A 26,479-nucleotide genomic window follows, 5' to 3' on the forward strand; every position below is an offset into this window, starting at 1 on the left:
CTCACACCCCCGACAGTTGCAACGGCAGCTCCCGCAAGCGCTGCCCCGTCAGGGCAAACACCGCGTTGGCCACTGCCGGCGCCGTAGGTGGAACACCGGCTTCGCCGATACCGCCAGATCTTTCGGTGCTCGGCACGATATGCACTTCGACCACCGGCATTTCGTTGAGCCGCAGCACCTGATAGTCGTGATAATTGGATTGCACCACCTGGCCATCCTTGAACGTCAGTTTGCTGTGCAAGGTAAAGCCGAGGCCGAAGGTGATGCAGGATTCCATTTGCGCAGCGATGCTCATCGGGTTGACTGCAATCCCGCAGTCCACCGCGCACACCACCCGGTGCACGCGGATTTTCAGGTTGTCCTGGGACACTTCCGCGACCTGCGCTACGTAACTGCCAAAAGACTCATGCACCGCCACACCCAGCGCATGGCCGTCCGGCAATGGCGCCTTCCAGTTGGCTTTCTCGACGGCAAGGTTGAGCACGCCCAAATGTCGCGGGTGCGCCTTGAGCAAGGTGCGTCGGTATTCCACCGGATCCTTGCCGGCCGCTTCCGCCAGTTCGTCGATCAATGATTCCATGACAAATGCGGTGTGGCTGTGCCCCACCGAACGCAGCCACAACACGCTGATGCCGGTTGTCGGTGAGTGCAGTTCCACCTGGTGATTGGCCAGGCCTTCGAGGTAAGGGCTGTCGGCTACGCCTTCGACCGAGGTCTTGTCGATTCCATCCTTGACCATGGTGGCTTCGAGCATGGTGCCAGCCATGATCGACTGACCGACCATCACATGCTTCCAGGCCAAAGGCATGCCGCTGGCGTCCAGGCCAATGCGTGCCTGATGCAGGAATGCCGAACGGTAGTAACCGCCGCGCACGTCGTCCTCCCGGGACCAGACGGTTTTCACCGGCGCGCCCGCCGCTTTCGCGACCTGCACGGCTTCTGAGACAAAATCCGAGGTCGGATTGGCCCGACGGCCGAAGCCGCCACCAAGAAATTCCGTATGGATTTCAACTTGTTCGGGTTTGAGTCCGGTGATCTTGCCCGCGATCATTTGGTCCAGGGTCTGGAACTGCGTGCCGGTCCAGATCTCGCACTTGTCCTTGCTGATTTTCACCGTGCAATTGAGTGGTTCCATCGGCGCGTGGGCCAGGTACGGCACGCTGTATTCGACGTCCACGGTCTTGGCGGCTTTGCCCAGCGCCGCCGTGGTATCGCCGGCTTTGCTGGCCGAGGCGCCGGGGGTAGCCGCGAGTTTGCGGAAACTCTCCAGCAATGTCTGACTGTCGAGGCCGGCATTCGGCCCCAGGTCCCACTCGACTTTCAGCGCATCGCGCCCGAGCTTTGCCGCCCAGTAATGATCGGCAATCACCGCTACGCCCGTGGGCACCTGCAATACTTTGTGCACGCCCGGTACGGCCAGCGCCTCGGCGCCTTCGAAGGATTTGACGCTGCCGCCGAACACCGGTGAGCGGGCCACCATGGCGGTCATCAAGCCCTCGAATTGCACGTCCATGCCGAACTTGGCGCGGCCGGTGATTTTCTCTGGCGTGTCCAGGCGCTTGGTCGGTTTGCCGATGAGTTTCCAGTCCTTGGCTTCCTTGAACTTGATCGAACCCGGGTCCGGAACCGGCAGCTTGCCGGCGTCATCCGCCAGTTCGCCGTAGGTCGCACGTTTGTCGCCGGCAATGACCACGCCGGACTCGGTGTGAATCGCCGAGGGCGCGACATTGAAGCGCTTGGCGGCGGCATCGATCAGCATCAAGCGCGCTGCCGCGCCAGCCTGGCGATAGCGATCGAACTCCATCCAGGTCGAGGTCGAACCGCCGGTGATCTGCATCCCGCCGAATCCCGCCATGCCGTAATCCGCCGCCGACGCGGGTGAATGTTCGACACGGATGGTCGACCAGTCGGCGTCCAGTTCTTCGGCGATCAACATGGTCAGGCCGGTCCAGATGCCCTGGCCCATTTCCGAATGGCCGAGCAAAACGGTGACGCTGTTGTCGTTGCCGATCCGTAAAAACGCATTCGGCGCGAAAATGTTGCCTTCATTTTCCGCCCCCAGGGCGAAGCGATGTGCGCCGGGAATGACGAACGCCACCACCAGACCACCGCCCAGCAATGCGCTGCCCTTGAGAAAACCGCGGCGTGACACGGGGTTGATGCTGTTCATGGTTCAGACTCCCGTCAACGTGGCATCAACCGATCTCGGCGGCGCGTTTGACCGCGGCACGGATTCTTGGGTAGGTGCCGCAGCGGCAGATATTGCCGGAGAGCGCCTGATCGATGTCGCTGTCGGTGGGCTTGGGGATCTTCGCCAGCAACGCGGCGGCGGACATGATCTGTCCGGACTGGCAGTAACCACACTGCACCACGTCGAGTTCGGCCCAGGCTAGCTGCACCGGGTGCGAACCGTCGGTGGACAGGCCTTCGATGGTGAGGATTTTTTGCCCGTGGGCCACCGCGGTGGCGGGCGTAATGCAGGAACGCAGTGGCGCGCCGTCGACGTGCACGGTGCAGGCACCACACTGGGCCATGCCGCAACCGAATTTAGTGCCCGTCAGGTGCGCGACATCGCGCAGGACCCAGAGCAGCGGCATGTCCGCGGGGACATCCAGCTCCTGATCCTTGCCATTGATGTTCAGGGTCAGCATTGCGAAATTCCTCAGACTCACGGTGTTCTGAAGGGGGCGTCGCGGTGTCAACAAAATGCCCACGCGCGCCTCGGGTTATCCCTACAGCTAAGCGCAAAATGCCGGCGGAGACCGGTTCATCGACCACCGGTCACAAAAAGGCCACCTCAATGGGCAGCCCTGGAATGACCTTTTGTGGCCAATGTGCTTGTGTGATTAGTTGCGCTTTTGTGGCGAGGGAGCTTGCTCCCACTCGGCGGCATAGCCGTCGTAAAACCAGCCAGCACGGTATTTCTAATGTACCGGGTTTGGAGATTTTGGGGCCGCTGCGCAGCCCAACGGGAGCAAGCTCCCTCGCCACAACAAGCCCCCTCACCACACGAAAGTGATCAATAGTCAGTGGAGACCGACACTTCGCGCCATGTCTGCAATTCATCGGCGACGAAGGCGTTCTTGGCTTCGATCGCGACGACACAGTCACTGCCCAGCGGCAAGCGCAGCGGTGCTTTTTTTGCTTCCACCAGGGTGATCATGGTCTGCGCGAGCTTGTCCGGATCGCCCGGTTGATTCAGGGTCACGGCCTTGGCAATTTTGCGCACTTCACCCGCGGTGCTCTCGTAGTCGGCAATCGTGGACGGGGATTCCACCAGCGAATTGCCTTCGAGGAACTCGGTGCGGAAGTAACCTGGCTCGACAACAGTCACTTTGACACCTAATGGCGCCAACTCGGCGTGCAGCGCCTCGCTCAGGCCTTCGACGGCAAATTTGGTCGAGCAGTAGACGCCAAAGCCCGGCCCCGATGCGTAACCGCCCACGGATGACAGGTTGATCACATGCCCACTGCGAGCGGCGCGCATGTACGGCAGGACGGCGCGAGTGATGTTCAACAAGCCGAAGACATTGGTTTCGTACACCCGTCGCACTTCGTCGGCGCTGGCTTCTTCCACCGCGCCCAGCAAACCGAAGCCCGCGTTGTTGACCAGCACGTCGATACGCCCGAAGTGGTCGATGGCTGCCTTGGCAACCGCAACGCCTTGCGCTTCGTTGGTGACATCCAGGGACACGGCGAGCAATGCGGGTTGAGTGCCAAAACGCTGGGTGACGCTGCTGGCATCACGGGCGGTGGCCACCACCGCGTCGCCATTGGCCAGTGCGGCGGCCGCGATTTTTGCGCCGATACCGCGGGAAGCGCCAGTGATGAGCCAGACACGTTTGAAGGTGTGGGAAGTGGTCATGATCGAGTTCCTTGTTTGGGTTGGGGTGAGCACAAGGTACGCAGGAAGATTGGTCGGAAAAATGGCCTCGTGTTACAAGCACTATGAAACTGTCTTTCATAATGGCGCCGATATGAATCACGACCCCTTCGACGGCTTGACCGAGTTTCTGGCGGTGGCCGAGCACAAAAGCTTCACCCTCGCCGCTACCCGGTTGGCGGTGACGCCCACGGCGGTCAGCCATGCGATCAAGCTGCTGGAGCGGCGCACTGGCGTGTTGCTGTTCCAGCGCACGACACGCCGCGTGGCATTGACCGAGGCCGGCACCAGCCTGTTCGCCCGTTTGCGCCCGGCCGCCAGTGAAATCGATGAAGCCCTGGCGGTGCTCAGCGGTTTTCGCGACCAACCGATGGGCACGCTGCGCATCACCGCACCGCGTCTGTCCGGCGCCTTGTTGATCGAGCCGCTGATGCCGCTGTTTCGCCAGGCTTATCCGCAGGTCAGCCTCGACATCTCCCTGGACGACGCCACGGTCGACCTGATGGAGAGCGGTTTCGATGCCGGGATCCGGCTGGGGGAGTCCATCGAGAAAGACATGATCGCCGTGCGCCTGACACCGGACCTGCAATGGTCGGTGGTCGGCTCGCCAGCGTACTTCGCCAAGGCCCGCAAACCGCTTAGCCCTGATGAGCTGACCCGACATGAGTGCATCGGCTTTCGCTTCGCCAACTCCGGCAACGCGCATCGCTGGGAGTTTCGCCGCGACGGGCGAGACTTCACGGTGGGCGTTGAAAGTGGCGTGATGGTCAATGATCGCAGACTGATGGTCTCCGCCGCCCGAAACGGTCTCGGACTAGCCTACGCCTGCAACCTGGAGATCATCGACGAACTGGCGAACGGTCAGCTGGAGCAGGTGCTGCAGCCGTTCGTGCCGCTCAGTTCGGCGTTGTACCTGTATTTCCCCAGCCGTACCCAGACTCAACCGAAACTGCGCGCCTTCATCGATATGGCCACGCAGTGGATCGCTGAGCGCGGTGGCCTGGGACGTTAGAGCCTGGGCTTGAGCAGAATGCCGGTGTAGTGCATGAGAAACAGGCCGAAAGCACTGCTCCAAAGCAGTGCCGAGAGGCCCAGCCCCAGCCCGGAAAACGGTACAAGAATTACCCGGCTCACACCGGCGATCACCAGCAAGGCAAGTCCCAGCACCACGGAGTTCGAGACCCGCAACAATCGCCCGGTATGACCCAGGCTGACCCGCGCAATCATGGCCAGAATCAGCCCACCGATACCACCGACGGCCAAGGCGTGCGTGGCAAGACTTTGTTGCGGCATAAGGCCTGCGTGCCACATCGCCATCGCCAGCGCTGCAACCACCAGCCAGGCGTAAGCGAGGTACAGCGACCAGAGCAGCGGCACGCGCCAAATACCTCGATCATGCCAGCGCCACAAGCGCAGCAGGTGCAATACACCCATCAGCAGAAATAATGCCGCCAGCCAGGATCTGGAGGCGTCGTTCAACCCGCCAGCAAAAGACATGGCGGCAAGCAGGCTGCTCAGCAACAACACTTTGGTCGGCAGCGGGCTTGCGGCGGGTGCAACGGCACGGTTCAAGCCACGCTGGATGAAGAAGGGAATGACCCGGCCACCAATCACCGTCATCAGCGCCGCCACCAGCCACAAGGCCGCCAACACGCCACGCCTTTGCAGACCCGCGTCGTCCGTCGCGAGGCCCCACAGCGTCATGGCCTGACAACCGGCCATCAGTGCAATCACCGACAGAATCGGATAGTTATCGCGTTTGCCCGCCGCCACCAGATCCCGTCCGATCGCCCATGCCAGCAGCGGGAGAAAAGGAACTTGCGAGGCCAGTAACAGGCTATCGGGAATGGGCAGCAACCAGGCCAGTCGCGCCAGCAGCCATACCAGCACCAATCCGATCAGGGGCCAGCCGTTGAGGCCCGGGCGCCCTGTCCAGTTCGGCACGGCGGTGAGCAGGAATCCGGCGATGATGGCCGAGGCGAAGCCAAACGGCATCTCATGTCGGTGCCAGGCCAGCATCCCGCCGACAGGTTGAGCGCCGGGCAGTCGCCCGTACAACCAAAGCGCCCAGATCGCCACAGCGATTGCGGCAAACCCGGCACCTGCCAAGAAGAACGGTCTGAAGCCGAGACTGAAGACTGGCGCAGCGGCGAGTCGACGCATCAGGCCACCGCCCTGACCAGGCCTTTACCCAAGCGATGCTGGGCCAGCAAGCGCATGACGTAACCAATCTTGATCAAGGTTGGCCCAATGATAGTCATCGCATGCAGGGTCACCAGGACGACAATCGGCAAATGACCGTCGTAAAGGTAAGCGCCGTAGATACCGGCCAGGAGCAGCGCCAGGCCAGCGCCAAGCATGCGGCTCGACAGGTGCAGAACGTTCTGAGGATTGCTGAAGAAATCGAACATTTTTCCGTACTCCTGAAGCAGTTCAGTTGTACGTTTTCCTTATCAAGTCCCGTGCCACTTATTTACTCCTTATAAATCAGCACACTGAGCCGACCAGAGTCATAAAGACCATTTTCGATAATGGTCTTTATGACTCTAGTCATTGTCATTTTGACTCAACGCCCTACCCATCTACGGGGGAAATGTCGATCTACGGTCCAGCCAATCGACTACAAGCTGGCTACGCTGATAATCCAGCATGAGTAACCCGTAAAGGAGCATCACCATGCAACGCGTGCAAAAGCTGACTCCCTGCCTCTGGTTCGACAATCAGGCCGAAGAAGCGGCGAAGTTTTACTGTTCGATCTTCGATCATTCGAAAATCACCGCCATTACTCACTACGGCAAGGCTGGCCAGGACGTGCATGGCATGCCTGAAGGCTCGGTATTGACGGTCAGTTTCGAACTCGATGGACAGCCTATGACTGGACTCAACGGCGGCCCTGTATTTAAGTTCAGCGAGGCGATTTCGTTTCAGGTCAATTGCCAGACCCAGGAAGAAGTCGACTACTTCTGGGGCTCACTTTCCGCCCATCCAGAAAACGAGCAATGCGGTTGGGTCAAGGACAAATTCGGCTTGTCCTGGCAGATCGTGCCGATTGCCATGATGGACATGCTCAAAGACCCCGACACGAAGAAATCGCAACGGGCCATGCAAGCCATGATGCAGATGAAAAAACTCGACATCGCCGCCTTGCAGCGAGCCTTTGACGGCGAGAGCTAATACACTCCGTTGCTGGCCTGCCGAGGACACTGACGATGAAGCACACCGCTGCCAAAGACGCCGACAAAGCACCGCGCTTCTGGCGCGACGATGCCCTGCCCTTCATTGAAGCCCGCTCCATCGCCGACGGGCGCGAGGTCTGCTACACCCGGCATTCCCACGAGCATTTTTCCATCGGTGCGATCACCGCCGGGCGCAGTACCTACCTCCATGAACAATCGGAATTTCAAGTCAGCGTCGGCACTGTGGTGCTGATGAACCCCGATGACGTCCATGCCTGCAATCCGATTGACGACCAACCCTGGTCGTATTTGATGCTGTATGTCGAGACTCCCTGGCTGACCGATTTGCAACATCAGCTCGGCTTCAGCCAGGACTTGGCGTTCAGACGGTTTTCCGTCACCCATACCCGCGATGGCCACCTGTTCGCCGGCCTCAACGTTTTATACGAAATACTGGCTGATCCCCTGCAGGATGTGTTGTGCAAACACAGCGCGGCGGTGGAGTTTTTTACCGATGTGCAACAGCGGCTCAATCCCATCGATCAACCACTGCGCGAACCAAATTTCAAGCTGGAACGGGCCGCCGATTTCATCCGTGACAACTGCACGCAATTGCTCAAACTCGAGGATATTTGCGCAGCGGCTCAACTGTCTCCTTCGTACCTGATCCGCGCGTTCAAACAGCATTTCGGCATGACACCCCATGCCTTTCTGGTCAACCGGAGGATCCAGTTCGCACGCGATCAACTGCGCAGAGGGAAGTTGATCGCAGATGTGGCGCTGGAAGCGGGGTTTGCTGATCAGGCGCACTTTCAGCGGGCATTTAAACAACATCTGGCGGCAACACCAGGGCAGTATCGCGGCTGAAGTTTCGCTGACAATAAACGCTGCACACTGCACAAGTAATAATCCCCACTCCAGCAAAACGAAACACAATGAAATGCAAGTGCAATATCCAACTTCTGGTACAGCCTCTAATCTGCCGCTGTACGCAACAATCAAATAATCAGAAGATGGAACTTCAAACTTGGACACCACCGATAACACCCTTTATCTCTCAATCAACGAACAGCAGAAACAATCGATCATTAACGCCCTCGCCATCCTCATTGACGATGAATACATCAAAGAGAACATCGGCTGGTCATGGAACCGTCTGACCGCCACCGGCGTGAACGGCTCGGCATTTGATACTGCTCACCGTCCAGGTCATGTTTGTCTGAGAAGATTGATCGGGCAAACCGAAATTTCCAGAATCCTTAAAGAGCAATCCATCCCCGAAACTGCTGTATTTCAGGTCGATGAGCAGGGTCGGCTTTCATACGCTTATCAAAACCTCAGCAGCCGCGAGCACCAGTCAGTCACGGTTACCGTTACTTACTTTTCCACACCGGTGGACATCACGGACGCTTTTACTGGTCTCGTCGACTTCGAAGAAGATCTGAAACTTCTGGCCCAGACAGCCAGATTGACCGGCGGGTTTGTCACGTCGAGCAAACAAATCGCCATCGGTCAGTGGCTGCGCTTTCACGGGGTGGCGATTCCCATCACGGAAGAAGGCGCCAGAGAACTGTTGGACTTGCTCACTTTCGCCACGCTCCCCAACAACTCGCCTTATGGAAATTACTGGCAATTGCTGGACTCGCCCAAAGACTCGCCCTTCGAACTGACGGAGGAAAATCGCAGCATTATTCGAGACACCATCGAACTTTATACCGAGGGAGAAATTCCGCTGGCTACCCTGTACGGCAGAGCTTTGCAAGTCGAAGCCGAATCTCCGGACACCCTGCCGAGCGGCCAGAGTTATCGCTTGAAGCGGCTGATAGATATAACGGTCTTGTTGGCTGACCAGGGTCAAGCCTATATCGACGCCCTGGGTTGGTTCGCGGACAAGTCAGGAGCCCTACCCACGGAACAGTTCATCGAACAACTGCTGATTGCGGTGATGCTGCTCGACCTGGACCCAGATCTGGACAGTGCCAATACATCGTTTGCAGGATTTGACCTGTACGCGAAACACCATTTGCTCGCCCGCCCATCAGAGGTGCGCGCGCAACTTGAAAATCATCTGGTCAGCCAATGCAAGCTCGACAACGTCATTGCGCCGTTGGTCGCGGAATGGGTATTGGGGGGCATGGCGCCGGAATATCTTGCCCTTGACCACCCGTCCAATCTGCGTATCGGTACATTGGCCTGGGTCGTTTTCACCCAAGCCGTACACTTTGCCGAAGCGATCGAACCCGGTGTTTCCCGGAGCATGACCTATCAGCACCTGCTGGGGTTTGCCCAGGCATCGGAACTGACGCCTGAGTTGAAAGCCGTGTTCGCCGCGAACTCGGCTGACCCGGTGATCACTTGGGCGCTGATGAACACCCTGATCGCCCGGAATTCTGAAGGCGACCTCAGTCAGCAAGCCGTTACTTTGGCCATGGAGGAATACCAGCAACAGGTAGACATGATGACAAGCGCATTGTCTGACTTGGGCAGTCCATTGCCCCAACGCAAATCTCTCGCGCTGAAAGAATTGATATCCCGGGTACCTGATTGTGACCCTGATGAATTGTTGGTCAAACATCGCGGTACGGGTGGAGGTGCAGGAAGGAAGGTGTCGATTGTCGATCTCTATCTGGGCGACGAACTTCACACTGAAGAGTGGGATCGGGTTAATGGGAGCAGTGTTTACCAGACGTATCCTGACCTGGTTCACCTTTACCCCGTTGCTGGTTTATATGAGCAAGTAATCCACAACCATCACATCGCAATGACCGACGCGTTATCGGCCATTATCAAAGTTACATTCTCGCAACTTGGCTTATTGGACAGACAGTTTATTGAAGAAGGTCACTTGGGCCTCTATTGCGTTCAGGATTACACAACGACCCGATTCACTGATATTGCGAATCCGGTTCACGCTACAAGACCGCTTACTCCCCTTCCGGGAAAAACCGGCCGTTACGGTGTACTCATCTGTGCGGCACTTGATTCAGAACTTCGCTGTTACCAGCTGTTCCCGATGAGGATGGAGTGCGTATACAGCGAGGAACTCAGTAAAATATTTCGCCCTCTCGTAATGACTGATGGGGCCACCGCCAAAGCAGTTTTTGTAGATCACAAATCCCCCTTGGAAGGCCGTCTGGACATACAGGCTTTCAGAGCGAACACAGCCCCCCGCAGCGATTACAAATCGGCTTTTTTCATCCGCAAGATTGGTGAGTTCAACACATCATCAGCGGATGCCGACACCACTACGCCAAACCGCAATTTTCGCTCCACGCGAAAAGCCGCTATCGCCGACTTGATCGCAAAAGAAAACCCGTATTTCACCGAGCTTGAACTGACGCAACTGGGCCTCGATCAGACCGAACGTGAGAAGGCCATTGAAAGGACCGATGCCCTCTTCACGTTCATTCTGAACCTGATCATTCCGTTCAAGGAATGCGTCGAGGAACTGTCCTCTGGAGATGCTTCGCGGCAAAGGGGTGCCATCCTGGGTTGCGTGATGGACGCTGCGTCGCTTTTTGTTTCCGTCGCTGCCGTCGGCATCAAAGTTGCCGCTATCAGCACAAAAGCCACGACCCTGGTCTCGAAACTGCTACTCGCATCGAAAGTTGTCGCGGCCACCACCCTCAGTCTTTTCAATCCCGTTGACGGCGTTCCCCAATTACTCAAGGGCGGCGGAAAACTGCTGGGTCGAGGCGTGAAAAAACTCGGCGCTCACGCCCTCTCCTTCCCGCACCTGGCTCAGCGGCAGTTGCGCTACCTGGCAGGCTCGAATACCTATGAACTGCTCCGGGCCGTCGAGCATACCGGCAGCGCTACGCAGATCCGCATGTCGCTGGATACCGTCAGTCATGCACGAGCGGTGTTCAAGGCTGATGACATCGAGACTACGCATCAGGTACTCAAACATCTGCGCACATCAGACGCAAAACTGCTCAAGACCATTCCCGGACAGGAGCTTCAGCATTTGCTGGAGAACTCGCTATTGGATATTGCCTTGAAATCCGAGCCGACCCGCCGTCTCAAAGAGGTCATGGCGTCGGACGTTGTCGAGGCATTAGTACGGCAGCAGGCGGCAAAGTATTCCCTGGACAACTTGCACCAATTCCCAGGCTACACGGATTTGCCGGAGATTTTCGGCCATACCCTGCAAGTGGAGTACAAGAACCTGACAGCCATGCGAATCCATCAAAATGCATTGATCACCCAGGATCTGGGAAAGGCACCTTACAACGGTGTACTTGACGAGGCCGCGTTCAATCCGGGCGGACTGACTGGCGACAATGATCGAGCCTGCGCCTGGATTCTCAAGGCTTCCAGCTCTCGAAACGAGGCCGACGCGATTAAAGACTTGCTGCGTGAATACAGCAGCAACACCCATTCCCTGACGGATCCCCTGGTCTACAACGAACTGCATCGAGCTATCGCGCCCGGCCCGACGGGGCAGTTCCGAAGCCCTACGGCGCAGGCACGTTATCCATCCAGCGTCTCTGGAGCCGCCCTGCTGGAAAAACATCTCACGACGCTTGATCCCGCCAGCGATGATTTTGCCAGGCAACTGCTGGGGGCATTCCTGGGTTATCACAGCTTTGTCGATGGCAACGGGCGCACCGCGCGGGCGATTTATGCGATCACAGAACTGAGGAAAGGTCGATTTAACCCACCCAGCCTCGCCGCTGAAAATGCCCTGAGCGGCTTGAGCTGACTCCATGCCCCGCGTGACGGGGCGTGGACAGGGCTCAGGAAAACATCAGGCCCACTGCACACGCCGCCAACATCACCGCCATTGTCCGGTTGAACAGGCGCATACCCGCCGGATTACCCAGGTAGCCACGCAAAAACGTCCCGGCATACGCCCAGCAGCCGACAGACACATAGCAGATCACCAGATACACCGCCGCAAACTGCCAGACCAACCGCGCCTCGCCGTCCGCGACGAAGGCGCCCATCCCCGCGACACACGCCAGCCAGGCTTTCGGGTTGAGCCATTGCATTACCGCGCCGTACAGCATGGACGGCGCCCGGCGCGACTCTTCTGCATTGATCCGCCCGTCGTCCGCCGCCAGCTTCCAGGCCATGAACAATAGAAACGCCACGCCCACCAGTTGCACCACACGCGTCAGCGCAGGCCACAGCCGCAAGACCTCATGCAATCCCAGGCCCATCAACACCAGCAATAAAACGAAACCCAGCGTCGCTCCGGCCACATGCCGCTGACTGGCGCGAAAACCGAATTGCGCCCCCGAACTCAACGCAACAATGTTCACCGGCCCCGGGGTAATCGAAGCGACCAGGGCAAATGTCGCCATGGAGATAATCAGACTCATCGCACACCTTCTTCAATTCAGGAAAATCAGCGCTCAAGGTACGGAGCGCCTTGCCCTGCGTATTGAAGAAAACTGCCTAATGCCCCAATGAGCAATTGCGACGTCGCCAGCTGCCTACAGAATCGTGCAACTCCAGAGACCAGCATCCAACGCATTCCGTTTGCAGGCATTTCGCTATATATTTCCCTATATAGCGTTTTACCACCTCGTTGCACTTGCCTATAACGGAGCCGTTTCATGACCATTCGTGCCTCACGTTTTGCCCCGACCTGCCTTGCAAGCTTTCTCGCCGTGTTCGCGTTCGGGCCCGCCCAGGCGGACGAAGTCCAGGTGGCCGTCGCCGCCAACTTCACTGCGCCGATCCAGGCCATCGCTGCAGATTTCGAGAAAGACACCGGGCATAAACTGGTGACTTCCTTTGGCGCAACCGGGCAGTTCTACACCCAGATCAAGAATGGCGCGCCGTTCGAAGTGTTCCTCTCGGCGGACGACACCACCCCGCAAAAACTCGAAGCCGAAGGCGACACCGTCAAGGGTTCGCGCTTCACCTACGCAATCGGTACGCTGGCGTTGTGGTCAGCCAAGGAGGGTTACGTCGATGCCAAGGGCGATGTCCTGAAAAAGAACGAATTCAAGCACCTCTCCATCGCCAATCCGAAGGCCGCGCCCTATGGCCTGGCCGCCACTCAAGTGCTGGGCAAGCTGGGACTGACCGACCAGGTCAAAGACAAGATCGTTGAAGGCCAGAACATCACCCAGGCCTATCAGTTCGTTTCCACCGGCAACGCCGAACTTGGCTTCGTGGCCTTGTCGCAGATCTACAAAGACGGCAAAGTCACCGGCGGTTCGGCCTGGATCGTTCCGGCCAACATGCACGACCCGATCAAACAAGATGCGGTGATCCTCAACAAAGGCAAGGACAACCCGGCTGCCAAGGCGCTGGTTGACTACCTCAAGGGGCCGAAAGCCGCCGCTGTCATCAAATCCTATGGTTACCAACTCTAAATGTCGCTGACGAGTGCCGATTTTTCCGCCATCTGGCTGACCCTGAAACTGGCGTCGCTGACGACGGTTATCCTGTTGATTATCGGTACTCCGATTGCGTTATGGCTGTCGCGCACCCAATCCTGGCTGCGCGGCCCGGTCGGGGCGATCGTCGCCCTGCCCCTGGTCTTGCCACCCACGGTGATTGGCTTTTATTTGTTATTGGCGCTCGGACCTAACGGCTTTATCGGTCATTTCACCCAGTCATTGGGGCTCGGCACGCTCACGTTCAGTTTTGCGGGGCTGGTGATCGGTTCAGTGCTTTACTCGATGCCGTTCGTGGTTCAGCCGCTGCAAAACGCTTTTTCCGCCATCGGCACCCGCCCACTGGAAGTGGCCGCTACTTTGCGCGCCAATCCATGGGATACGTTCTTCAGCGTGATCCTGCCGCTGGCTCGACCCGGTTTTATCACCGCGGCCATTCTCGGTTTCGCCCACACCGTCGGCGAATTCGGCGTAGTACTGATGATCGGCGGCAACATTCCCGACAAGACTCGCGTGGTGTCGGTACAGATCTACGATCACGTCGAAGCCATGGAATACGCCCAGGCCCATTGGCTGGCCGGCGCGATGCTAGTGTTCTCCTTTGTGGTGTTGCTGGCGCTCTATTCCAGCCGTAAAACCAAAGCGGGCTGGAGCTGATCGATGATTCATATGCGTCTTGAACTGAATTATTCGGGATTCGCCCTGGCGGTGGATCTGCAAATGCCCGGTCGCGGGGTGACGGCGCTTTACGGTCACTCCGGTTCAGGCAAGACCACGTGCTTGCGCTGTATCGCCGGCCTGGAACAGGCCGGACAGGGCTTTATCCAGGTCAACGACGAAGTCTGGCAGGACAGCGACAGGAAGATTTTCGTACCGCCGCATAAACGCGCACTGGGTTACGTTTTTCAGGAAGCGAGTCTGTTTCCGCATCTGTCGGTGCTGGCCAATCTGGAATTCGGCCTGAAGCGAATTCCCAAGCAGCAACGCCGGGTCGACATGGCGCATGCCACCGAGCTGCTGGGAATCGGTCATCTGCTGGACCGCCATCCGCAGCACCTTTCCGGTGGTGAACGGCAGCGAATCGGCATCGCGCGCGCGCTGCTCACCAGCCCGAAACTGCTGCTGATGGACGAACCGCTGGCGGCGCTGGACAGCCAGCGCAAAAACGAAATCCTGCCGTACCTGCAACGCTTGCACGATGAGCTCGACATCCCGGTGCTGTACGTCAGCCACTCACAGGATGAAGTGGCTCGCCTGGCCGACCATATCGTCCTGCTCAACAACGGCAAGGCGCTGGCCAGCGGCCCCATCGGTGAAACCCTGGCGCGTCTCGACTTGCCTTTGGCGCTGGGCGACGACGCCGGCGTAGTGATTGAAGGACACGTCAGCGCCTATGACCCGCACTATCAGTTGCTGACGTTGCAACTGCCCGATACGGACCTGAGCATTCGCGTGACGCACGCGCCCATGACCCAAGGCCACGCGCTGCGCTGCAAAGTCCAGGCACGGGATGTCAGCCTGAGCCTGCAGGGCGACGGACAAAGCAGCATCCTCAATCGCTTGCCGGTGACAGTGATCAGTGAAATCGGCGCCGATAACGCCGCCCACGTGCTGATCCGCCTGAACGCTGCCGGCACGCCGCTGCTGGCACGCATCACTCGCTACTCTCGGGACCAACTGGGCGTGCACCCCGGCCAGCAACTTTGGGCGCAGATCAAAGCGGTGGCCGTCCTGGCATAAATCTGTCGGCACCACGGCGCACGGGCGCGGTCAATGGCTTACAGGCCCCCTGACTTCGTCACCAAGGATTTTTCGCCATGTCCGATATCGCGCTGCCCGATGTGTTGCCTTCCGACCTGCATTACGTCGATGACACGAAACCGGGTATCACTCGCAAATTGTTACGTGGCAAATTCTGCTACTTCGATCCAGCGGGCCAGCGCATCACCGATCCCGACGAAATCAAGCGCCTCAACGCCCTCGCCGTGCCGCCTGCCTATACGAATGTGTGGATCTGCGCCGACCCGCGCGGTCATTTGCAAGCCACCGGACGTGACGCGCGCGGCCGCAAACAATACCGTTATCACGCGCGCTGGCGCGAAGTGCGCGATGCCGACAAATACTCGCGGCTGCGGGACTTTGGCCTGGCCCTGCCGAAACTGCGCAAACAGCTTGAAGCACTGCTGGACGCTCCCGGTTTCAGCCGGGACAAAGTCATGGCCACCGTCATTACCTTGCTCGACGCGACGCTGATCCGGGTCGGCAACACGCAGTACGCGCGGGAAAATCGTTCCTACGGCCTGACCACCCTGCGCAGCCGCCACGTCGAGGTCAATGGCACTGCGATTCTGTTCCAGTTCCGCGGCAAAAGCGGTGTCGAGCACCAGATCACCGTAAAGGACCGGCGTTTGGCGCGCATCATCAAACGCTGCCTGGAGATTCCCGGCCAAGACCTCTTTCAGTACCTGGACGAAAACGGCGAGCGGCATACCGTCAGCTCCTCAGACGTCAACGCCTACCTGCAAACCCTCACCGGCGCCGACTTCACGGCAAAGGATTACCGCACCTGGGCGGGCAGCGCTCTGGCGTTGTCGGTGCTGCGCGAGTTGCAGTGGGAACCCGAGTCGGATGCGAAACGGCACGTGGTGGAGATGGTCAAGAACGTCGCCAAGCAGCTCGGCAATACCCCGGCGGTGTGCCGCAAGTGCTACATCCACCCCGCCGTACTCGAAGGTTTCATGCTCGGCGCGTTGTCCCAACTGCCCCGACCGAGGGTGCGAAAAGGGCTCAGGGCAGAGGAAGTCGGGCTCGCCATGTATCTGGAGAAGATGATCGAGGCGGCCGAATCGACGAAATGACCCCTCCATTTTTTGCACGTTCGTCAAGAACTTCTATAGTTGATGGGGACATGAATCAGCCGCGGTGACGCCATGGAAGACATTTTCGTTGTTAAGCGTTGCAACAAGATCATCATTCATGGCCGCCGGGCCGGAGAAGTTGGCCACCCGCCACCGGACGCCGAAGTCTGGTATCGCATCGAAGATACCCGCACTCCTGGCTTCATCGGTGACGGCTACGATCTTGAAGAGGATGCACAGCGTGAATGCCGGCAGCTCAATGCCAGGTCACAAGTGACGGCCCGACAAGCCTGAAGTCCGGGTCTATACTGAAAACAGCTGAAGGACCAGCGACCCCATCGGCAGAAAGCTCGCACAAAGCGGGCTTTTTGCTGCTATTTGTCAGGTTTCTTGAACGGAGGTGTTTGCCATGTCCGAAAAAGAGTCCATCACCACCTTGCTCACCCTGCTCGACTCCCGTCAGGCTCGACTTGCCGCAGCATGCAAGGAGATTGCCGACTGGGTGGATCATCAAGGGGGGCACCCGACAGCCCTCAGAATTCGTGACCGCCTGAACGACATCGAGAAGGACGCGCCACTGATTCGCAACACCCTGTCTTCGCTGAAACCTGTCGACCCGCCTCTTCCGCGGTTCAGATGATTTCATCCGGACGCGAAATTCGAGAACAGGGCCTGATTCAGGACGCATGAGCGGCGACTTCATCGTCACCGCCCCCGTGCCTGTCTGATTTTCTTGAGCTTCACACCCACCCGGCCCCACCGGGATTTTTTTTAGCCTCTTTTCACGTAACGTTCACAACACACGCCCTACAGTGAGGCACTCCTTTGAGAAATACCCTGGTCTGCCCGCATGCAGGCCTTTTTTTTGTACGCTGGGTGGCCAGCGAACGCCATCGTTTGCGCAAGGTCAAACGATCACACGTCGCGAAGGAGACGTTCCATGGTCACCCACTTCAAAATCAGCGGGCATCTGGCCTGCGGTCACCAAGGCAGCAACCTCACCTCAACCAGCGAATTGACCCGCGTAAAGTGCAGAAGCTGCCGAAACACCGACGCGTTCAAGGAAGCGCGCAAAGCGGAGCGCAACGCAGCACGCCGTGCGGCTCGCAAGGCCAAAGTCACCCACACCGCCAGTGACTGGCGCGCCGCCTGGGTAGAACGGCTTACCGCCATGGCTGGTTTGCAAAGATTGCCTCGGGGTTTTACTGGCCAGCCGTTTGTTTAAAGGGCTGGTTCAATCGCTGGGTCGACATTGCTCGACCCAGCGATGTTAAGAGGCTGACGCATTCGTGCACGCGGGCTCAATGATTTCAGCAAGCGACATGCGCTTGAACGCTTCAAACAGCCGCCGCCCCTCTTCGGGCTCACAAGAAATGGCCAGTCGCATGGTCGCTTCACCGAGTTGCCAGATCAGAAAGGCAGAATCAGTAACGCGCTGCGCATCGCTGCCTGGAAACACCCGCAGCATCGCATCGGCCAATAATCTGCCCGCCACACGACTCTCCTCCAACTCCAGCGCCAGCAACTGCTTGTCTGCCTGCATACCTGACCAGATATCACGCATCGCAGGCTCGGCCTGAACGATCTCGTAATACTGATCCAGCAAGTCCGAATAGGCAGCAGCCAACCCTTGCGCATCCTCGACCGCCACCAGCGCCTCTTCGATACAGCGACGGCTGGCGGCGTTATAGCGCTCGGCCAGCGTGCGAATGACCGAGCTCTTGTCGGGGAAGTACTGATAAAGCGATCCGATCGAAATCTCCGAGCGCTCGGCAATTTCGCTCATCTTGACCTGGTCGCTGCCCTTGGTCGCGATCAGCTGCGTCGCCACCGCAAGAATTCGCTCCTGCCGCTCGCGACTGCGTTGTTGCGTGGGATTGCGGCGGGTCGACTCTGAAGCAGCTGGCTCGAGCCCGGCGGCGGCTTTCTTTGGCACTGGCGTGGTTCCCGATTACTAAACATGACCAGCACTCACCTTAGCACCACCTACGTACGCCCCCAAGGGTTGAGTCCGTACGTCGGTTTCCCTTCTGACGCTGGTTGACGGCAGAACATGAGCGTTTATCATCTTTTAAACGTGAGTATCACTCACATAACCCGATGGAGATGAACGCGATGAAAGACACTCAAGACACCATCCTCATTCTCGGTGCGACCGGCAAAACAGGACGCAGGATCACCCAACATCTCAAAGCAGCGGGTTTGCCTGTGCGCCTCGGATCGCGCGAGGCGAATCCGCCTTTCGACTGGGAGGACCGCACGACTTGGGATGCAGCGCTTGATGGCGTTGACGCCGTGTACATTTCCTATCAGCCGGACCTCGCTGTACCCGGTGCCCTCGAAACGGTTCAGGCGTTTACCGACCTGGCCGTAAAAAGCGGCGTCGGCAAACTGGTGCTGCTGTCCGGACGCGGCGAGATCGAAGCGGAACAAGCCGAACGGGTCATACAAAACAGCGGCGTCGACTGGACGATCCTGCGGGCCAGTTGGTTCTTCCAGAACTTCAGTGAGGCGCATTTTCTGGAGCCCATTGTCCAGGGAGAACTGGCGCTTCCCGTCGGCGCTATCGCGGAACCCTTTGTCGATGTGGAAGACATAGCCGAAATTGCCGTCCAGGCGCTGACCCGCCCCGGACACTCACGCCAACTTTATGAACTGACCGGGCCACGGGCGCTGACGTTTGCCGAGGCGGTCGATGAGATCACCCAGGGGACCGGGCGCGATATCCGTTTCGTCGCTGTGCCACCGGATGCCTATCGTCAGGCGCTGGAACAGGCACAACTTCCAGCGCCGTTGATCGACCTGGTGCTGTATCTCTTCACGACGGTGCTCGACGGTCGCAACACACCTCTGGCCGATGGCGTGCAACGCGCACTGGGTCGGCCCGCGCGTGATTTCAGCGACTATGTTCGGCGCACCGCTGCTACAGGCGTCTGGCAGCACCTTGGTTGAAGTTCGATACGGATTGTCTGGCAAAAATGGCCGAGCAGAAACGACAAAGGACTGCATGAGTGTCCTCATGCACTCCTATGAAATGTGTGGTGCCCGAAGCCGGAACCTAATCTATGACCTAGCTAGCCAATGATTGCTGCGCGGTGACAGGCATAATTTTTTCTCCGAGCAGTGTCAGTCCATTCGGGTACAATCCGCTCTCCAGCCTACGAACAATACTAATATCCGGTGAATAGATGTCCGACAATATGAAGGGACGCATTGTCTTTCTTGACTACATGAGAGTTTTTGCGTTTATAAGTGTTCTCGTCGGCCACAAATTCCAGGAAGAACTTGCAGCGCTTCACTCGGCCTACGCTGACAACCCTCTATTAAGAGCATTCACCGGATTTCTGTATAACATTTGCTATGGCGGCGCTGCCGGGGTAATAGTTTTCTTCCTGACATCTGGATATATAATCACATACGTACTTCAGAAGGAATCATCTACAGAGTTTATAATTAAGCGAATATTCAGAATCTACCCTCTTTATATTGCAGCCGTTATCATGGAGTACATTTCATATTATGCACTGGTCGGAACAACCGAAGCATCTCTCTCGATCTGGATTCCCAGGCTGCTTCTGATTGGTGACTTCTTCGATACGCCTTTGGCGCTGGCTAACGTAGAGTGGACGCTTCGAATTGAAATCATGTTTTATGCCTTCATGGCGATCTTAAAGGCCACCGGCCTACTCGACAAGCAGACGTGGCTGCCTTTGATCATGCTGACTTCAACCTTGGCTCTCTATGCGCTACCACAGTTCCCCGGCCCGCACATATGGGTAACTGGATATTTCACTCTGTATGCCCCGTTTCTATTTGTCGGAGTATGCATCTACTTACTTCAAGAGCGGAAAGCCTCGCTGTTATTATGCGTTTCTACAATCGCGATCATTGTCACTTTTTTTGTAAAGAAACTTCCAGTCTTTCACCCGACCTGGGCGACCTTTAACTTTGCAATACCAGCAGTATGTATTTTTATTTCAGCATGGGCGATGCGAAACAAGCTGGCAGACAGTAGCGGTCTGCGCCTTCTATCAAGCATGACCTATTCAATTTATCTGTTCCATAATTGGGCATGGGGATTTATTGCGCTCGGAGTCGCCAAGTACGGGCTGCCATACGCAAATGAAAAAATACAGATAACGCTTCTTTTATTCATAGGGTGTTTCGTTGCGCATCGAGTCATAGAAATAAATTCTATAAAACTCGGCAAGCGACTTACCGAGTTTGCGCGCAGCAAAACCAAGCACAGCATCAGTCTTGAAAAAACTCCGAGCAGAGGCTGATATCGTAAGGTCCATCCTATAGGCAGGCTGTGTCGGCCAACTCACAGTGACGGACTAGCCCGTCTGACTGGCAATACGGAGCGGCAGCTAAAGCTCATCGGCGATGGAGACTTCAATCCGGTTTTCAGGATAGAACCAACGACCCGATACGGCGATACGGCGATACGGCGGAGACGGCGGAGACGGCGGATGCGACGGAAGTCCAAAGCGGTACACGGCGGATTACATGGGCGCTGAACATGCGGGCTCACCCCGGCATACCCATACCCCCACCAGAACTTGTCGTCGCCATCATTCACGCGATTGCGGATGGTGCGGGCCACGGCAATCTGGCCGACCTGTGATCGCCGCGAACCTCACCCTCAGAGCTTTCTCGGTTGCGCTCATTTACTTTTCTCCAGGCAAATTCCCGCTCGTGGCGGGTTTTAATCAAGAAGTGCTTTGGCGTTACATCGACAAATATGGTAAATAGTCCGCCTTAAAATTCTTCAAACGCTATTGGAAATATTAAGCATGGACTTGGCTACCAAGAACCTCTCTCGATTGACCTTCACAAGGTTCATTGCTGCATTAATGGTTGTGGCGTTTCATTTCGGTGCTAACACGACACCATTTGATGGTGATTTTTTCGGCGGGGTATTTCGTCAAGGCCCTTACGCCGTTCAATATTTCTTTTTTCTTTCTGGCTTCATCATGGCGACTGTTTACGCTACTGACGCCCCGGAAAAATTCAACAGAAAAAAATTCTGGGTGGCGCGCTTTGCAAGAATCTACCCAGTCTATTTAATTGGACTGGCCTTAGCTGCGACCTTGACGACCCCAGACATGCTTACATTAGCGTTAAATGTTTCATTGTTACAGGCATGGTCGGCACCGCATGCGCTATCCATGAATAATCCTGGCTGGTCATTGTCTGTGGAGGTGTTCTTTTATGCGATGTTTCCAGCGCTTCTTTTCCTACTCACTAGAAGAAATCTAATACGTTCATCCGTTATTGCTGTAGCGCTTTGCTTTCTACATGAATCCTTGAACATGTACTTGATTCATTCTGTAAAGAACAGCCTTCCAATTAACCCAATAAAACTTATATCGAACCCTACTTTCCCATCCTCAGTTTCCCGTTCTTCTTTGCAGGCTGCGTCCTCGCAGCGCTTGCAAAGCACAACTTGATACCACCGATTATTCGATCAGCAACATCATCAGTCACTGTGGCTATGGTAGTCTTAATTTCCTGGCTTTATTTCAGACTACCATTAATAATGATTCCTTATGGAATTCTGATTTTGGCTTTAACACACAGCAAAAGCCCAAGCTTCCTATCCTCCAAGTCGGCAATATTCCTCGGAGAGGCCAGCTATTCGCTATACATATTACACTTCCCATTGTATTTGATATTTTTAAGCTATATCGCCCCACGAATACAAACGGACAAAACCAGCGAATTCTATATCTACATAACGATACTCGTTGCACTTTCCGCATTCACCTACGCGCTAATAGAGAAGCCGTGCCGAAGCTACATTCGAGCGATGGGCAGCAGAAACAAAATTATTATTTCCGACTAGACGTTTTGACCAGGCACTATCTTCTGCTGAAACGAATTTAGCATGTCATAAATACTCGCCAGCGCTCGTCCGTTGTATCCAACAAAGCGCAATTCAGTTGGGTGTTCGGATCTTGCGGGCTGGCGAACACCGCTATGATCTTCTCTTTGGTAGTATTATCAAATTCAATGCACATAGACACCCCCGACTGAATCGTGAAGTCACATTAGCCACTGAGTTTAGTGCGCCCTACCGCGGGTTTGCGGAGTAGCCGAGTGTTCGAGTTGTCCCTATCAGCAAATTAGAAAATAGCCCTTGAACGAGATTTCCAGCGACGACAGGGGCGCCAAGGTCTCTCGGACCAACTCCAGCAGATCTGCCGGACAGTGAAATTGTGCATTCTACCTAAACATCATTTGCCCCATCGTCAGTGACTATAGTTGCCTGAGTACTGACCGGGTCTCCATCCGTAAACCTGTTGTCTGCCTTAAAGGCCTGGGAATAACAGAAAACAAAGTCCGCTCGACGCGGCTCATCGTTACAGAGGATGGCATACCGATGACGGTGGTGATGTTGCTGAAAAGGTTCGATTTTGGCCAGCGAAGCGGCCGGTGATGCGAAGTCTGAATTTCAGGTGCGCGATTTACGCGCCAAGGCATGGTTAGGACTGAGCAATACGCCCGAAATCGCTGGGCAAGAAAGTCTCTCCGACCAAGTGAACCGCGACCAACTCCAAAATAGCGGACCAGAAGCAATCAAGGGCTTGCATCAGCTTTCGTCCGCAAACCCTTGATTTAAGATGGTGCCCGAAGCCGGAATCGAACCGGCACGCCCTTACGAGCGGGGGATTTTAAGTCCCATGCGTCTACCAATTTCGCCATTCGGGCGGTAGCGCGGTGAAGCTGTCTGGCATGTGCAACCGAGGGAGGAAATATATACATCCCGCCCCGGTGAAGCAAGTTCGCAAATACCCTTTTCAAGACAAAATCTTGCAAGGCTGCGCAAATAAAAAAGCTCCGTAAATCATAGATCTACGGAGCTTGTTTATAGTGGAGGCCGAGGTCGGAATCGAACCGGCGTAGGTGGATTTGCAATCCACTGCATAACCATTTTGCTACTCGGCCACTTACACTTGGTGCCATGTTGCTCAACACCAACTGCGTACAAACTTGGAGCGGGAAACGAGACTCGAACTCGCGACCCCGACCTTGGCAAGGTCGTGCTCTACCAACTGAGCTATTCCCGCGTCTTGGTGTGGCGCATTCTATAGAATCCAGAAGCCCCGTCAACCCTTTGATTCAAAAAAGTTTTATTTCTTTTCCACGTCGGTCTTCAGATGCGGCCAGGCCGCCCGCAAGTATTGGACCATGGACCACAATGTCAGGCCGGCGGACACCAGAAGCAAGGCGTAGCCGATCAAGACCCAGAAGGTGAAGTCCGATGGATTGGCCAGCAGGATCACCAGCGCCAGCATCTGCGCGGCGGTTTTCCATTTGCCCAGGTTCGACACGGCGACGTGAGCGCGGGCGCCGAGTTCGGCCATCCATTCGCGCAGTGCCGAGACGACAATTTCGCGACCGATGATGACGGCGGCCGGCAGCGTGAGCCACAGGTTGCCGTGTTCTTGCACCAGCAACACCAGCGCAACGGCAACCATCAGCTTGTCAGCCACGGGATCGAGAAAAGCCCCGAACGGCGTGCTTTGTTCCAGACGACGGGCCAGATAACCGTCCAGCCAGTCTGTAGCGGCGGCAAATGCGAAGACCGAGGCGGAGGCCAGGTAGCTCCATTGGTAAGGCAGGTAGAACAGTAAAATGAAGATCGGGATAAGCAGGACGCGTAGAACGGTAATCAGATTAGGGATATTCATCGGCACAACTGGCTACGAGGTGAGGTGGCATTCTACTCGCTGTGCAGATTTGCATAAATCAACTCTGCGAGCTTTTTACTGATCCCGGGTGCTTTGGCGATCTCTTCGATGCTGGCACGAGACAGCTCCTGCAATCCACCAAAATGTTTTAACAAATCACGCCGCCGTGTCGGTCCGACGCCTGCAACGCCCTCAAGCGTCGAGGTGCGCCGTGTTTTGCCCCGGCGAGCGCGGTGCCCGGTAATTGCGAAACGGTGGGCTTCATCGCGTATCTGTTGAATCAAATGCAGCGCGGGGGAATCGCCGCGCAAGGTAAATTCGTGGGCTGCGTCGTTGAGGTACAGGGTTTCAAAACCGGCCTTGCGCGTCGCACCCTTGGCCACGCCCAACAGAATCAGGTCCGGCACTGCCAGCTCATTGAGCACATCGCGAGCCATCGACAGCTGACCCTTGCCGCCGTCCACCAACAGAATGTCTGGCAGCTTGCCCTCCCCGTCCTTCAATTTGCTGAAGCGTCGGGTCAGGGCCTGGTGCATGGCCGCATAGTCGTCGCCCGGGGTCACGCCTTCGATGTTGTAACGACGGTAGTCGGACTTGATCGGGCCTTCCGGGCCGAACACTACGCAAGACGCAACGGTGGCTTCGCCGCTGGAGTGGCTGATGTCATAGCACTCAAGCCGCTGTGGCGGCTCGTCCAGGTTCAACACTTCTGCCAGGGCATCGAAACGTGCGGCGACGTGCTGACGGTTGGCCAGCCTCGCGCTCAACGCTTGCTCGGCATTGGTGACCGCCAATTGTTGCCAGCGCGCTCGCGTACCGCGTACCCGATGGCTGATGGTCAACTCGCGACCGCGCAGCTCTTCGATGGCCGTAATCAGGGTCGGGAAGTCCTCGTGAACCACGTTGACGATCAGTTCGCTCGGCAAGTCCCGCTCGGGACTGGTAATGAAGTACTGGCCGAGAAACGCAGCCATGACCTCGGACACGTCTTCGTCGATACCGACCTGAGGGAAGAAGTTCTTGCTGCCCAGCACTCGACCACCGCGCACGCTGATCAAATGGACGCAGGCACCACCCGGATTGACGAACGCGGCAATCACGTCGATATCGCCAGTGCCGCCTTCCATGCTCTGCTGGTCCTGGACCCGGCGCAGCAGTGAAATCTGATCGCGCAACTCGGCGGCGCGCTCGAACTCGAGGTTGATCGCCGCCTCTTCCATGCCCGCGGACAACTCGTCCGTCAGCGCATTGCTGCGGCCTTCAAGGAACATCACCGAGTGGCGAACGTCCTCGGCATACACCTCGGGCTCCACCAGCCCGACGCACGGGGCCTTGCAGCGTTTGATCTGGTATTGCAGACAAGGACGCGTGCGGTTCTTGTAATAGCTGTCTTCGCACTGGCGAACAAAAAAGGTCTTTTGCAGCAGGCTCAGGCTTTCGCGAATGGCGCCCGCGCTGGGGTACGGACCGAAATACTTGCCCTTGGCCTTTTTCGCACCGCGATGGATGCTCAATCGAGGAAACTGGCCATCCGAGAGAAAGACGTAAGGGTAGGATTTGTCGTCGCGCAGCAGGATGTTATACGGCGGGCGCCATTCCTTGATCAGCGTCTGCTCAAGCAGCAAGGCTTCCGTTTCGTTGGCCGTGATGGTGGTTTCCACCTGGGCGATACGGGCGACGAGCGCGGCCGTCTTGGGCGCGAGGCCGGATTTTCGGAAATAGCTCGACAGGCGATTTTTTAGATTCTTGGCCTTGCCGACATACAGCAGGCGTGCATCACTGTCGAACATGCGGTACACGCCGGGGCGCCCACTGACGGTCGACAGAAAAGCGCCTGGATCAAAGACTTCAGTCATTTTCAGAATTCAGAGGCTGGCATCGACCATGCCGTGACGCACCGCCAACAGCGTCAGCTCGACATCACTGCTGATCGAAAGCTTCTCGAAAATGCGGTAACGGTAAGTGTTGACCGTTTTGGGTGACAGGCAGAGCTTGTCGGAAATGATCTGGACTTTCTGGCAGCCGACAATCATCAATGCGATCTGGATTTCGCGCTCCGACAATGCGTCGAACGGCGAATCATTGGTCGGCTGAAAGGATTTGATCGCCAGTTGCTGTGCAATCTGCGGGCTGATGTAGCGTTGACCGGCAAATACCAGGCGAATCGCCTGGACCATTTCCGGCAACCCGGCGCCCTTGGTCAGATAACCTGCGGCACCGGCCTGCAACAGCCGCGTAGGAAACGGATCTTCCTCGCACACGGTGACCGCAACGACTTTGATGTCCGGATGACTGCGCAGCAATTTGCGCGTGGCCTCAAGACCGCCGATCCCGGGCATCTTGACGTCCATCAGCACCACATCGGGTTTCAACTCACGCGCCTTAAGCAGGGATTCCTCCCCCGACTCAGCCTGGCCGACTACTTGCAGGCCATCGATGTCAGCCAGCATTCGTGTAATGCCTGTACGAACGAGATCATGGTCATCGACTACTAGCACCCTAATCAAGC

Annotated in this window: 26 protein-coding genes, 3 tRNA genes and 1 pseudogene; 16 read left to right on the top strand and 14 right to left on the bottom strand. The window is 56.9% G+C overall.

Annotation, left to right across the window (positions count from 1 at the left end; all coding sequences use genetic code 11):
• Nucleotide 1: 1 nt before the first annotated feature.
• The 3 genes from ACRC4F_RS01090 to ACRC4F_RS01100 all read right to left on the bottom strand — a co-directional run bounded on the left by ACRC4F_RS01090 (nucleotide 2) and on the right by ACRC4F_RS01100 (nucleotide 3,865).
• Nucleotides 2–2,170, bottom strand: a complete 2,169-nt coding sequence (locus ACRC4F_RS01090) for a molybdopterin cofactor-binding domain-containing protein (RefSeq protein WP_438657708.1) — start codon at nucleotides 2,168–2,170, stop codon at nucleotides 2–4.
• Between the two features lie 25 nt (nucleotides 2,171–2,195).
• On the bottom strand, nucleotides 2,196–2,651 hold the full coding sequence (locus ACRC4F_RS01095; protein ID WP_438657709.1) for a (2Fe-2S)-binding protein: 456 nt from the start codon (nucleotides 2,649–2,651) through the stop codon (nucleotides 2,196–2,198).
• A gap of 368 nt (nucleotides 2,652–3,019) precedes the next feature.
• Nucleotides 3,020–3,865 carry an oxidoreductase gene (locus ACRC4F_RS01100; protein ID WP_438657710.1) on the bottom strand — a complete coding sequence of 282 codons (846 nt, stop codon included), beginning with the start codon at nucleotides 3,863–3,865 and terminating at the stop codon, nucleotides 3,020–3,022.
• 112 nt (nucleotides 3,866–3,977) lie between these two features.
• Here ACRC4F_RS01100 and ACRC4F_RS01105 point away from each other — a divergent pair, with 112 nt between their 5' ends.
• Nucleotides 3,978–4,895 carry a LysR family transcriptional regulator gene (locus tag ACRC4F_RS01105; protein ID WP_438657711.1) on the top strand — a complete coding sequence of 306 codons (918 nt, stop codon included), beginning with the start codon at nucleotides 3,978–3,980 and terminating at the stop codon, nucleotides 4,893–4,895.
• On the opposite strand, the gene ACRC4F_RS01110 is transcribed toward ACRC4F_RS01105, so the two are convergent.
• A complete protein-coding gene (locus tag ACRC4F_RS01110) occupies nucleotides 4,892–6,046 on the bottom strand; it encodes an NnrS family protein (protein ID WP_438657712.1) in 1,155 nt (384 codons plus the stop codon). The two genes, ACRC4F_RS01105 and ACRC4F_RS01110, sit on opposite strands and share 4 nt — an antisense overlap.
• Nucleotides 6,046–6,294 (bottom strand): transmembrane sensor/regulator PpyR, encoded by a 249-nt coding sequence (locus ACRC4F_RS01115; RefSeq protein WP_438657713.1) that lies wholly within the window; start codon nucleotides 6,292–6,294, stop codon nucleotides 6,046–6,048. Before ACRC4F_RS01115 ends, ACRC4F_RS01110 begins: the two co-directional genes overlap by 1 nt.
• Before the next feature lie 265 nt (nucleotides 6,295–6,559).
• Between ACRC4F_RS01115 and ACRC4F_RS01120 the strand changes: the two genes are divergently transcribed.
• The 3 genes from ACRC4F_RS01120 to ACRC4F_RS01130 all read left to right on the top strand — a co-directional run bounded on the left by ACRC4F_RS01120 (nucleotide 6,560) and on the right by ACRC4F_RS01130 (nucleotide 11,764).
• A complete protein-coding gene (locus ACRC4F_RS01120; RefSeq protein ID WP_438657714.1) occupies nucleotides 6,560–7,057 on the top strand; it encodes a VOC family protein in 498 nt (165 codons plus the stop codon).
• A gap of 35 nt (nucleotides 7,058–7,092) precedes the next feature.
• On the top strand, nucleotides 7,093–7,926 hold the full coding sequence (locus ACRC4F_RS01125; RefSeq protein ID WP_438657715.1) for a helix-turn-helix domain-containing protein: 834 nt from the start codon (nucleotides 7,093–7,095) through the stop codon (nucleotides 7,924–7,926).
• Between the two features lie 160 nt (nucleotides 7,927–8,086).
• Nucleotides 8,087–11,764 (top strand): hypothetical protein, encoded by a 3,678-nt coding sequence (locus ACRC4F_RS01130; protein WP_438657716.1) that lies wholly within the window; start codon nucleotides 8,087–8,089, stop codon nucleotides 11,762–11,764.
• Nucleotides 11,765–11,798: 34 nt separating this feature from the next.
• Here the strand turns inward: ACRC4F_RS01130 and ACRC4F_RS01135 are convergent, their stop codons facing one another.
• Nucleotides 11,799–12,386, bottom strand: coding sequence for a LysE family translocator (locus ACRC4F_RS01135; protein WP_438657717.1), 588 nt, complete (start codon nucleotides 12,384–12,386; stop codon nucleotides 11,799–11,801).
• Nucleotides 12,387–12,623: 237 nt separating this feature from the next.
• Here ACRC4F_RS01135 and modA point away from each other — a divergent pair, with 237 nt between their 5' ends.
• The 7 genes from modA to ACRC4F_RS01170 all read left to right on the top strand — a co-directional run bounded on the left by modA (nucleotide 12,624) and on the right by ACRC4F_RS01170 (nucleotide 17,498).
• On the top strand, nucleotides 12,624–13,391 hold the full coding sequence (modA, locus tag ACRC4F_RS01140) for a molybdate ABC transporter substrate-binding protein (protein WP_438657718.1): 768 nt from the start codon (nucleotides 12,624–12,626) through the stop codon (nucleotides 13,389–13,391).
• Nucleotides 13,392–14,072 (top strand): molybdate ABC transporter permease subunit, encoded by a 681-nt coding sequence (modB, locus tag ACRC4F_RS01145; protein WP_131058708.1) that lies wholly within the window; start codon nucleotides 13,392–13,394, stop codon nucleotides 14,070–14,072.
• 3 nt (nucleotides 14,073–14,075) lie between these two features.
• Nucleotides 14,076–15,155, top strand: coding sequence for a molybdenum ABC transporter ATP-binding protein (gene modC / locus ACRC4F_RS01150; protein WP_438657719.1), 1,080 nt, complete (start codon nucleotides 14,076–14,078; stop codon nucleotides 15,153–15,155).
• Nucleotides 15,156–15,232: 77 nt separating this feature from the next.
• A complete protein-coding gene (locus ACRC4F_RS01155) occupies nucleotides 15,233–16,273 on the top strand; it encodes a DNA topoisomerase IB (protein WP_438657720.1) in 1,041 nt (346 codons plus the stop codon).
• Between the two features lie 72 nt (nucleotides 16,274–16,345).
• On the top strand, nucleotides 16,346–16,567 hold the full coding sequence (locus ACRC4F_RS01160) for a hypothetical protein (protein ID WP_438657721.1): 222 nt from the start codon (nucleotides 16,346–16,348) through the stop codon (nucleotides 16,565–16,567).
• 115 nt (nucleotides 16,568–16,682) lie between these two features.
• A complete protein-coding gene (locus ACRC4F_RS01165; RefSeq protein WP_010460746.1) occupies nucleotides 16,683–16,913 on the top strand; it encodes a hypothetical protein in 231 nt (76 codons plus the stop codon).
• Nucleotides 16,914–17,213: 300 nt separating this feature from the next.
• Nucleotides 17,214–17,498 carry a hypothetical protein gene (locus tag ACRC4F_RS01170; RefSeq protein WP_438657722.1) on the top strand — a complete coding sequence of 95 codons (285 nt, stop codon included), beginning with the start codon at nucleotides 17,214–17,216 and terminating at the stop codon, nucleotides 17,496–17,498.
• Between the two features lie 45 nt (nucleotides 17,499–17,543).
• On the opposite strand, the gene ACRC4F_RS01175 is transcribed toward ACRC4F_RS01170, so the two are convergent.
• Nucleotides 17,544–18,209 carry a TetR/AcrR family transcriptional regulator gene (locus tag ACRC4F_RS01175; RefSeq protein ID WP_438657723.1) on the bottom strand — a complete coding sequence of 222 codons (666 nt, stop codon included), beginning with the start codon at nucleotides 18,207–18,209 and terminating at the stop codon, nucleotides 17,544–17,546.
• A gap of 179 nt (nucleotides 18,210–18,388) precedes the next feature.
• On the opposite strand from ACRC4F_RS01175, the gene ACRC4F_RS01180 reads away from it, so the two are divergent.
• The gene (locus ACRC4F_RS01180) at nucleotides 18,389–19,225 is read left to right on the top strand and encodes an NAD(P)H-binding protein (protein WP_438657724.1); all 837 of its coding nucleotides are present in this window, start codon (nucleotides 18,389–18,391) and stop codon (nucleotides 19,223–19,225) included.
• A 236-nt stretch (nucleotides 19,226–19,461) separates the two neighbouring features.
• Nucleotides 19,462–20,556, top strand: a complete 1,095-nt coding sequence (locus tag ACRC4F_RS01185) for an acyltransferase family protein (RefSeq protein WP_438657725.1) — start codon at nucleotides 19,462–19,464, stop codon at nucleotides 20,554–20,556.
• A gap of 248 nt (nucleotides 20,557–20,804) precedes the next feature.
• On the opposite strand, the pseudogene ACRC4F_RS01190 reads toward ACRC4F_RS01185, so the two are convergent.
• A pseudogene (locus ACRC4F_RS01190) lies at nucleotides 20,805–20,891 on the bottom strand (cell wall hydrolase); the annotation flags it as partial.
• 178 nt (nucleotides 20,892–21,069) lie between these two features.
• On the opposite strand from ACRC4F_RS01190, the gene ACRC4F_RS01195 reads away from it, so the two are divergent.
• From ACRC4F_RS01195 to ACRC4F_RS01205, 3 genes are all read left to right on the top strand, one after another.
• Nucleotides 21,070–21,726, top strand: a complete 657-nt coding sequence (locus tag ACRC4F_RS01195) for an acyltransferase family protein (protein WP_438657726.1) — start codon at nucleotides 21,070–21,072, stop codon at nucleotides 21,724–21,726.
• Entirely contained in the window at nucleotides 21,663–22,121 is a 459-nt protein-coding gene (locus tag ACRC4F_RS01200; protein ID WP_438657737.1) for an acyltransferase family protein, read from the top strand. The genes ACRC4F_RS01195 and ACRC4F_RS01200 overlap by 64 nt, the downstream gene beginning before the upstream one ends.
• Nucleotides 22,122–22,692: 571 nt before the next feature.
• Nucleotides 22,693–22,893, top strand: coding sequence for a hypothetical protein (locus ACRC4F_RS01205; RefSeq protein WP_438657727.1), 201 nt, complete (start codon nucleotides 22,693–22,695; stop codon nucleotides 22,891–22,893).
• A 7-nt stretch (nucleotides 22,894–22,900) separates the two neighbouring features.
• Here the strand turns inward: ACRC4F_RS01205 and ACRC4F_RS01210 are convergent.
• The 6 genes from ACRC4F_RS01210 to gacA all read right to left on the bottom strand — a co-directional run bounded on the left by ACRC4F_RS01210 (nucleotide 22,901) and on the right by gacA (nucleotide 26,477).
• A tRNA-Leu gene (locus ACRC4F_RS01210) sits at nucleotides 22,901–22,987 on the bottom strand.
• Nucleotides 22,988–23,150: 163 nt separating this feature from the next.
• Nucleotides 23,151–23,224 (bottom strand) — tRNA-Cys (locus ACRC4F_RS01215).
• Between the two features lie 46 nt (nucleotides 23,225–23,270).
• A tRNA-Gly gene (locus ACRC4F_RS01220) sits at nucleotides 23,271–23,346 on the bottom strand.
• 63 nt (nucleotides 23,347–23,409) lie between these two features.
• Nucleotides 23,410–23,970, bottom strand: coding sequence for a CDP-diacylglycerol--glycerol-3-phosphate 3-phosphatidyltransferase (pgsA, locus tag ACRC4F_RS01225; RefSeq protein ID WP_109632018.1), 561 nt, complete (start codon nucleotides 23,968–23,970; stop codon nucleotides 23,410–23,412).
• Nucleotides 23,971–24,002: 32 nt separating this feature from the next.
• Nucleotides 24,003–25,826 carry an excinuclease ABC subunit UvrC gene (gene uvrC / locus ACRC4F_RS01230; RefSeq protein ID WP_438657728.1) on the bottom strand — a complete coding sequence of 608 codons (1,824 nt, stop codon included), beginning with the start codon at nucleotides 25,824–25,826 and terminating at the stop codon, nucleotides 24,003–24,005.
• 9 nt (nucleotides 25,827–25,835) lie between these two features.
• Nucleotides 25,836–26,477 carry a response regulator transcription factor GacA gene (gene gacA, locus ACRC4F_RS01235; protein WP_008015884.1) on the bottom strand — a complete coding sequence of 214 codons (642 nt, stop codon included), beginning with the start codon at nucleotides 26,475–26,477 and terminating at the stop codon, nucleotides 25,836–25,838.
• Nucleotides 26,478–26,479 lie beyond the last annotated feature (2 nt).

It is taken from the genome of Pseudomonas sp. (assembly GCF_051660785.1).
GTDB lineage: Bacteria > Pseudomonadota > Gammaproteobacteria > Pseudomonadales > Pseudomonadaceae > Aquipseudomonas.

Bases quoted from the DNA above. Each gene is read 5' to 3' on its own strand.
- ACRC4F_RS01105 (WP_438657711.1), top strand. From the start codon at position 3,978: ATGAATCACGACCCCTTCGACGGCTTGACCGAGTTTCTGGCGGTGGCC.
- ACRC4F_RS01120 (WP_438657714.1), top strand. From the start codon at position 6,560: ATGCAACGCGTGCAAAAGCTGACTCCCTGCCTCTGGTTCGACAATCAG.
- uvrC (WP_438657728.1), bottom strand. From the start codon at position 25,826: ATGACTGAAGTCTTTGATCCAGGCGCTTTTCTGTCGACCGTCAGTGGG.
- ACRC4F_RS01155 (WP_438657720.1), top strand. From the start codon at position 15,233: ATGTCCGATATCGCGCTGCCCGATGTGTTGCCTTCCGACCTGCATTAC.
- ACRC4F_RS01195 (WP_438657726.1), top strand. From the start codon at position 21,070: ATGGACTTGGCTACCAAGAACCTCTCTCGATTGACCTTCACAAGGTTC.
- ACRC4F_RS01170 (WP_438657722.1), top strand. From the start codon at position 17,214: ATGGTCACCCACTTCAAAATCAGCGGGCATCTGGCCTGCGGTCACCAA.
- modB (WP_131058708.1), top strand. From the start codon at position 13,392: ATGTCGCTGACGAGTGCCGATTTTTCCGCCATCTGGCTGACCCTGAAA.
- ACRC4F_RS01185 (WP_438657725.1), top strand. From the start codon at position 19,462: ATGTCCGACAATATGAAGGGACGCATTGTCTTTCTTGACTACATGAGA.
- modA (WP_438657718.1), top strand. From the start codon at position 12,624: ATGACCATTCGTGCCTCACGTTTTGCCCCGACCTGCCTTGCAAGCTTT.
- ACRC4F_RS01180 (WP_438657724.1), top strand. From the start codon at position 18,389: ATGAAAGACACTCAAGACACCATCCTCATTCTCGGTGCGACCGGCAAA.
- ACRC4F_RS01160 (WP_438657721.1), top strand. From the start codon at position 16,346: ATGGAAGACATTTTCGTTGTTAAGCGTTGCAACAAGATCATCATTCAT.
- ACRC4F_RS01165 (WP_010460746.1), top strand. From the start codon at position 16,683: ATGTCCGAAAAAGAGTCCATCACCACCTTGCTCACCCTGCTCGACTCC.
- ACRC4F_RS01110 (WP_438657712.1), bottom strand. From the start codon at position 6,046: ATGCGTCGACTCGCCGCTGCGCCAGTCTTCAGTCTCGGCTTCAGACCG.
- ACRC4F_RS01090 (WP_438657708.1), bottom strand. From the start codon at position 2,170: ATGAACAGCATCAACCCCGTGTCACGCCGCGGTTTTCTCAAGGGCAGC.
- pgsA (WP_109632018.1), bottom strand. From the start codon at position 23,970: ATGAATATCCCTAATCTGATTACCGTTCTACGCGTCCTGCTTATCCCG.
- ACRC4F_RS01115 (WP_438657713.1), bottom strand. From the start codon at position 6,294: ATGTTCGATTTCTTCAGCAATCCTCAGAACGTTCTGCACCTGTCGAGC.
- ACRC4F_RS01095 (WP_438657709.1), bottom strand. From the start codon at position 2,651: ATGCTGACCCTGAACATCAATGGCAAGGATCAGGAGCTGGATGTCCCC.
- modC (WP_438657719.1), top strand. From the start codon at position 14,076: ATGATTCATATGCGTCTTGAACTGAATTATTCGGGATTCGCCCTGGCG.
- ACRC4F_RS01135 (WP_438657717.1), bottom strand. From the start codon at position 12,386: ATGAGTCTGATTATCTCCATGGCGACATTTGCCCTGGTCGCTTCGATT.
- ACRC4F_RS01125 (WP_438657715.1), top strand. From the start codon at position 7,093: ATGAAGCACACCGCTGCCAAAGACGCCGACAAAGCACCGCGCTTCTGG.
- ACRC4F_RS01100 (WP_438657710.1), bottom strand. From the start codon at position 3,865: ATGACCACTTCCCACACCTTCAAACGTGTCTGGCTCATCACTGGCGCT.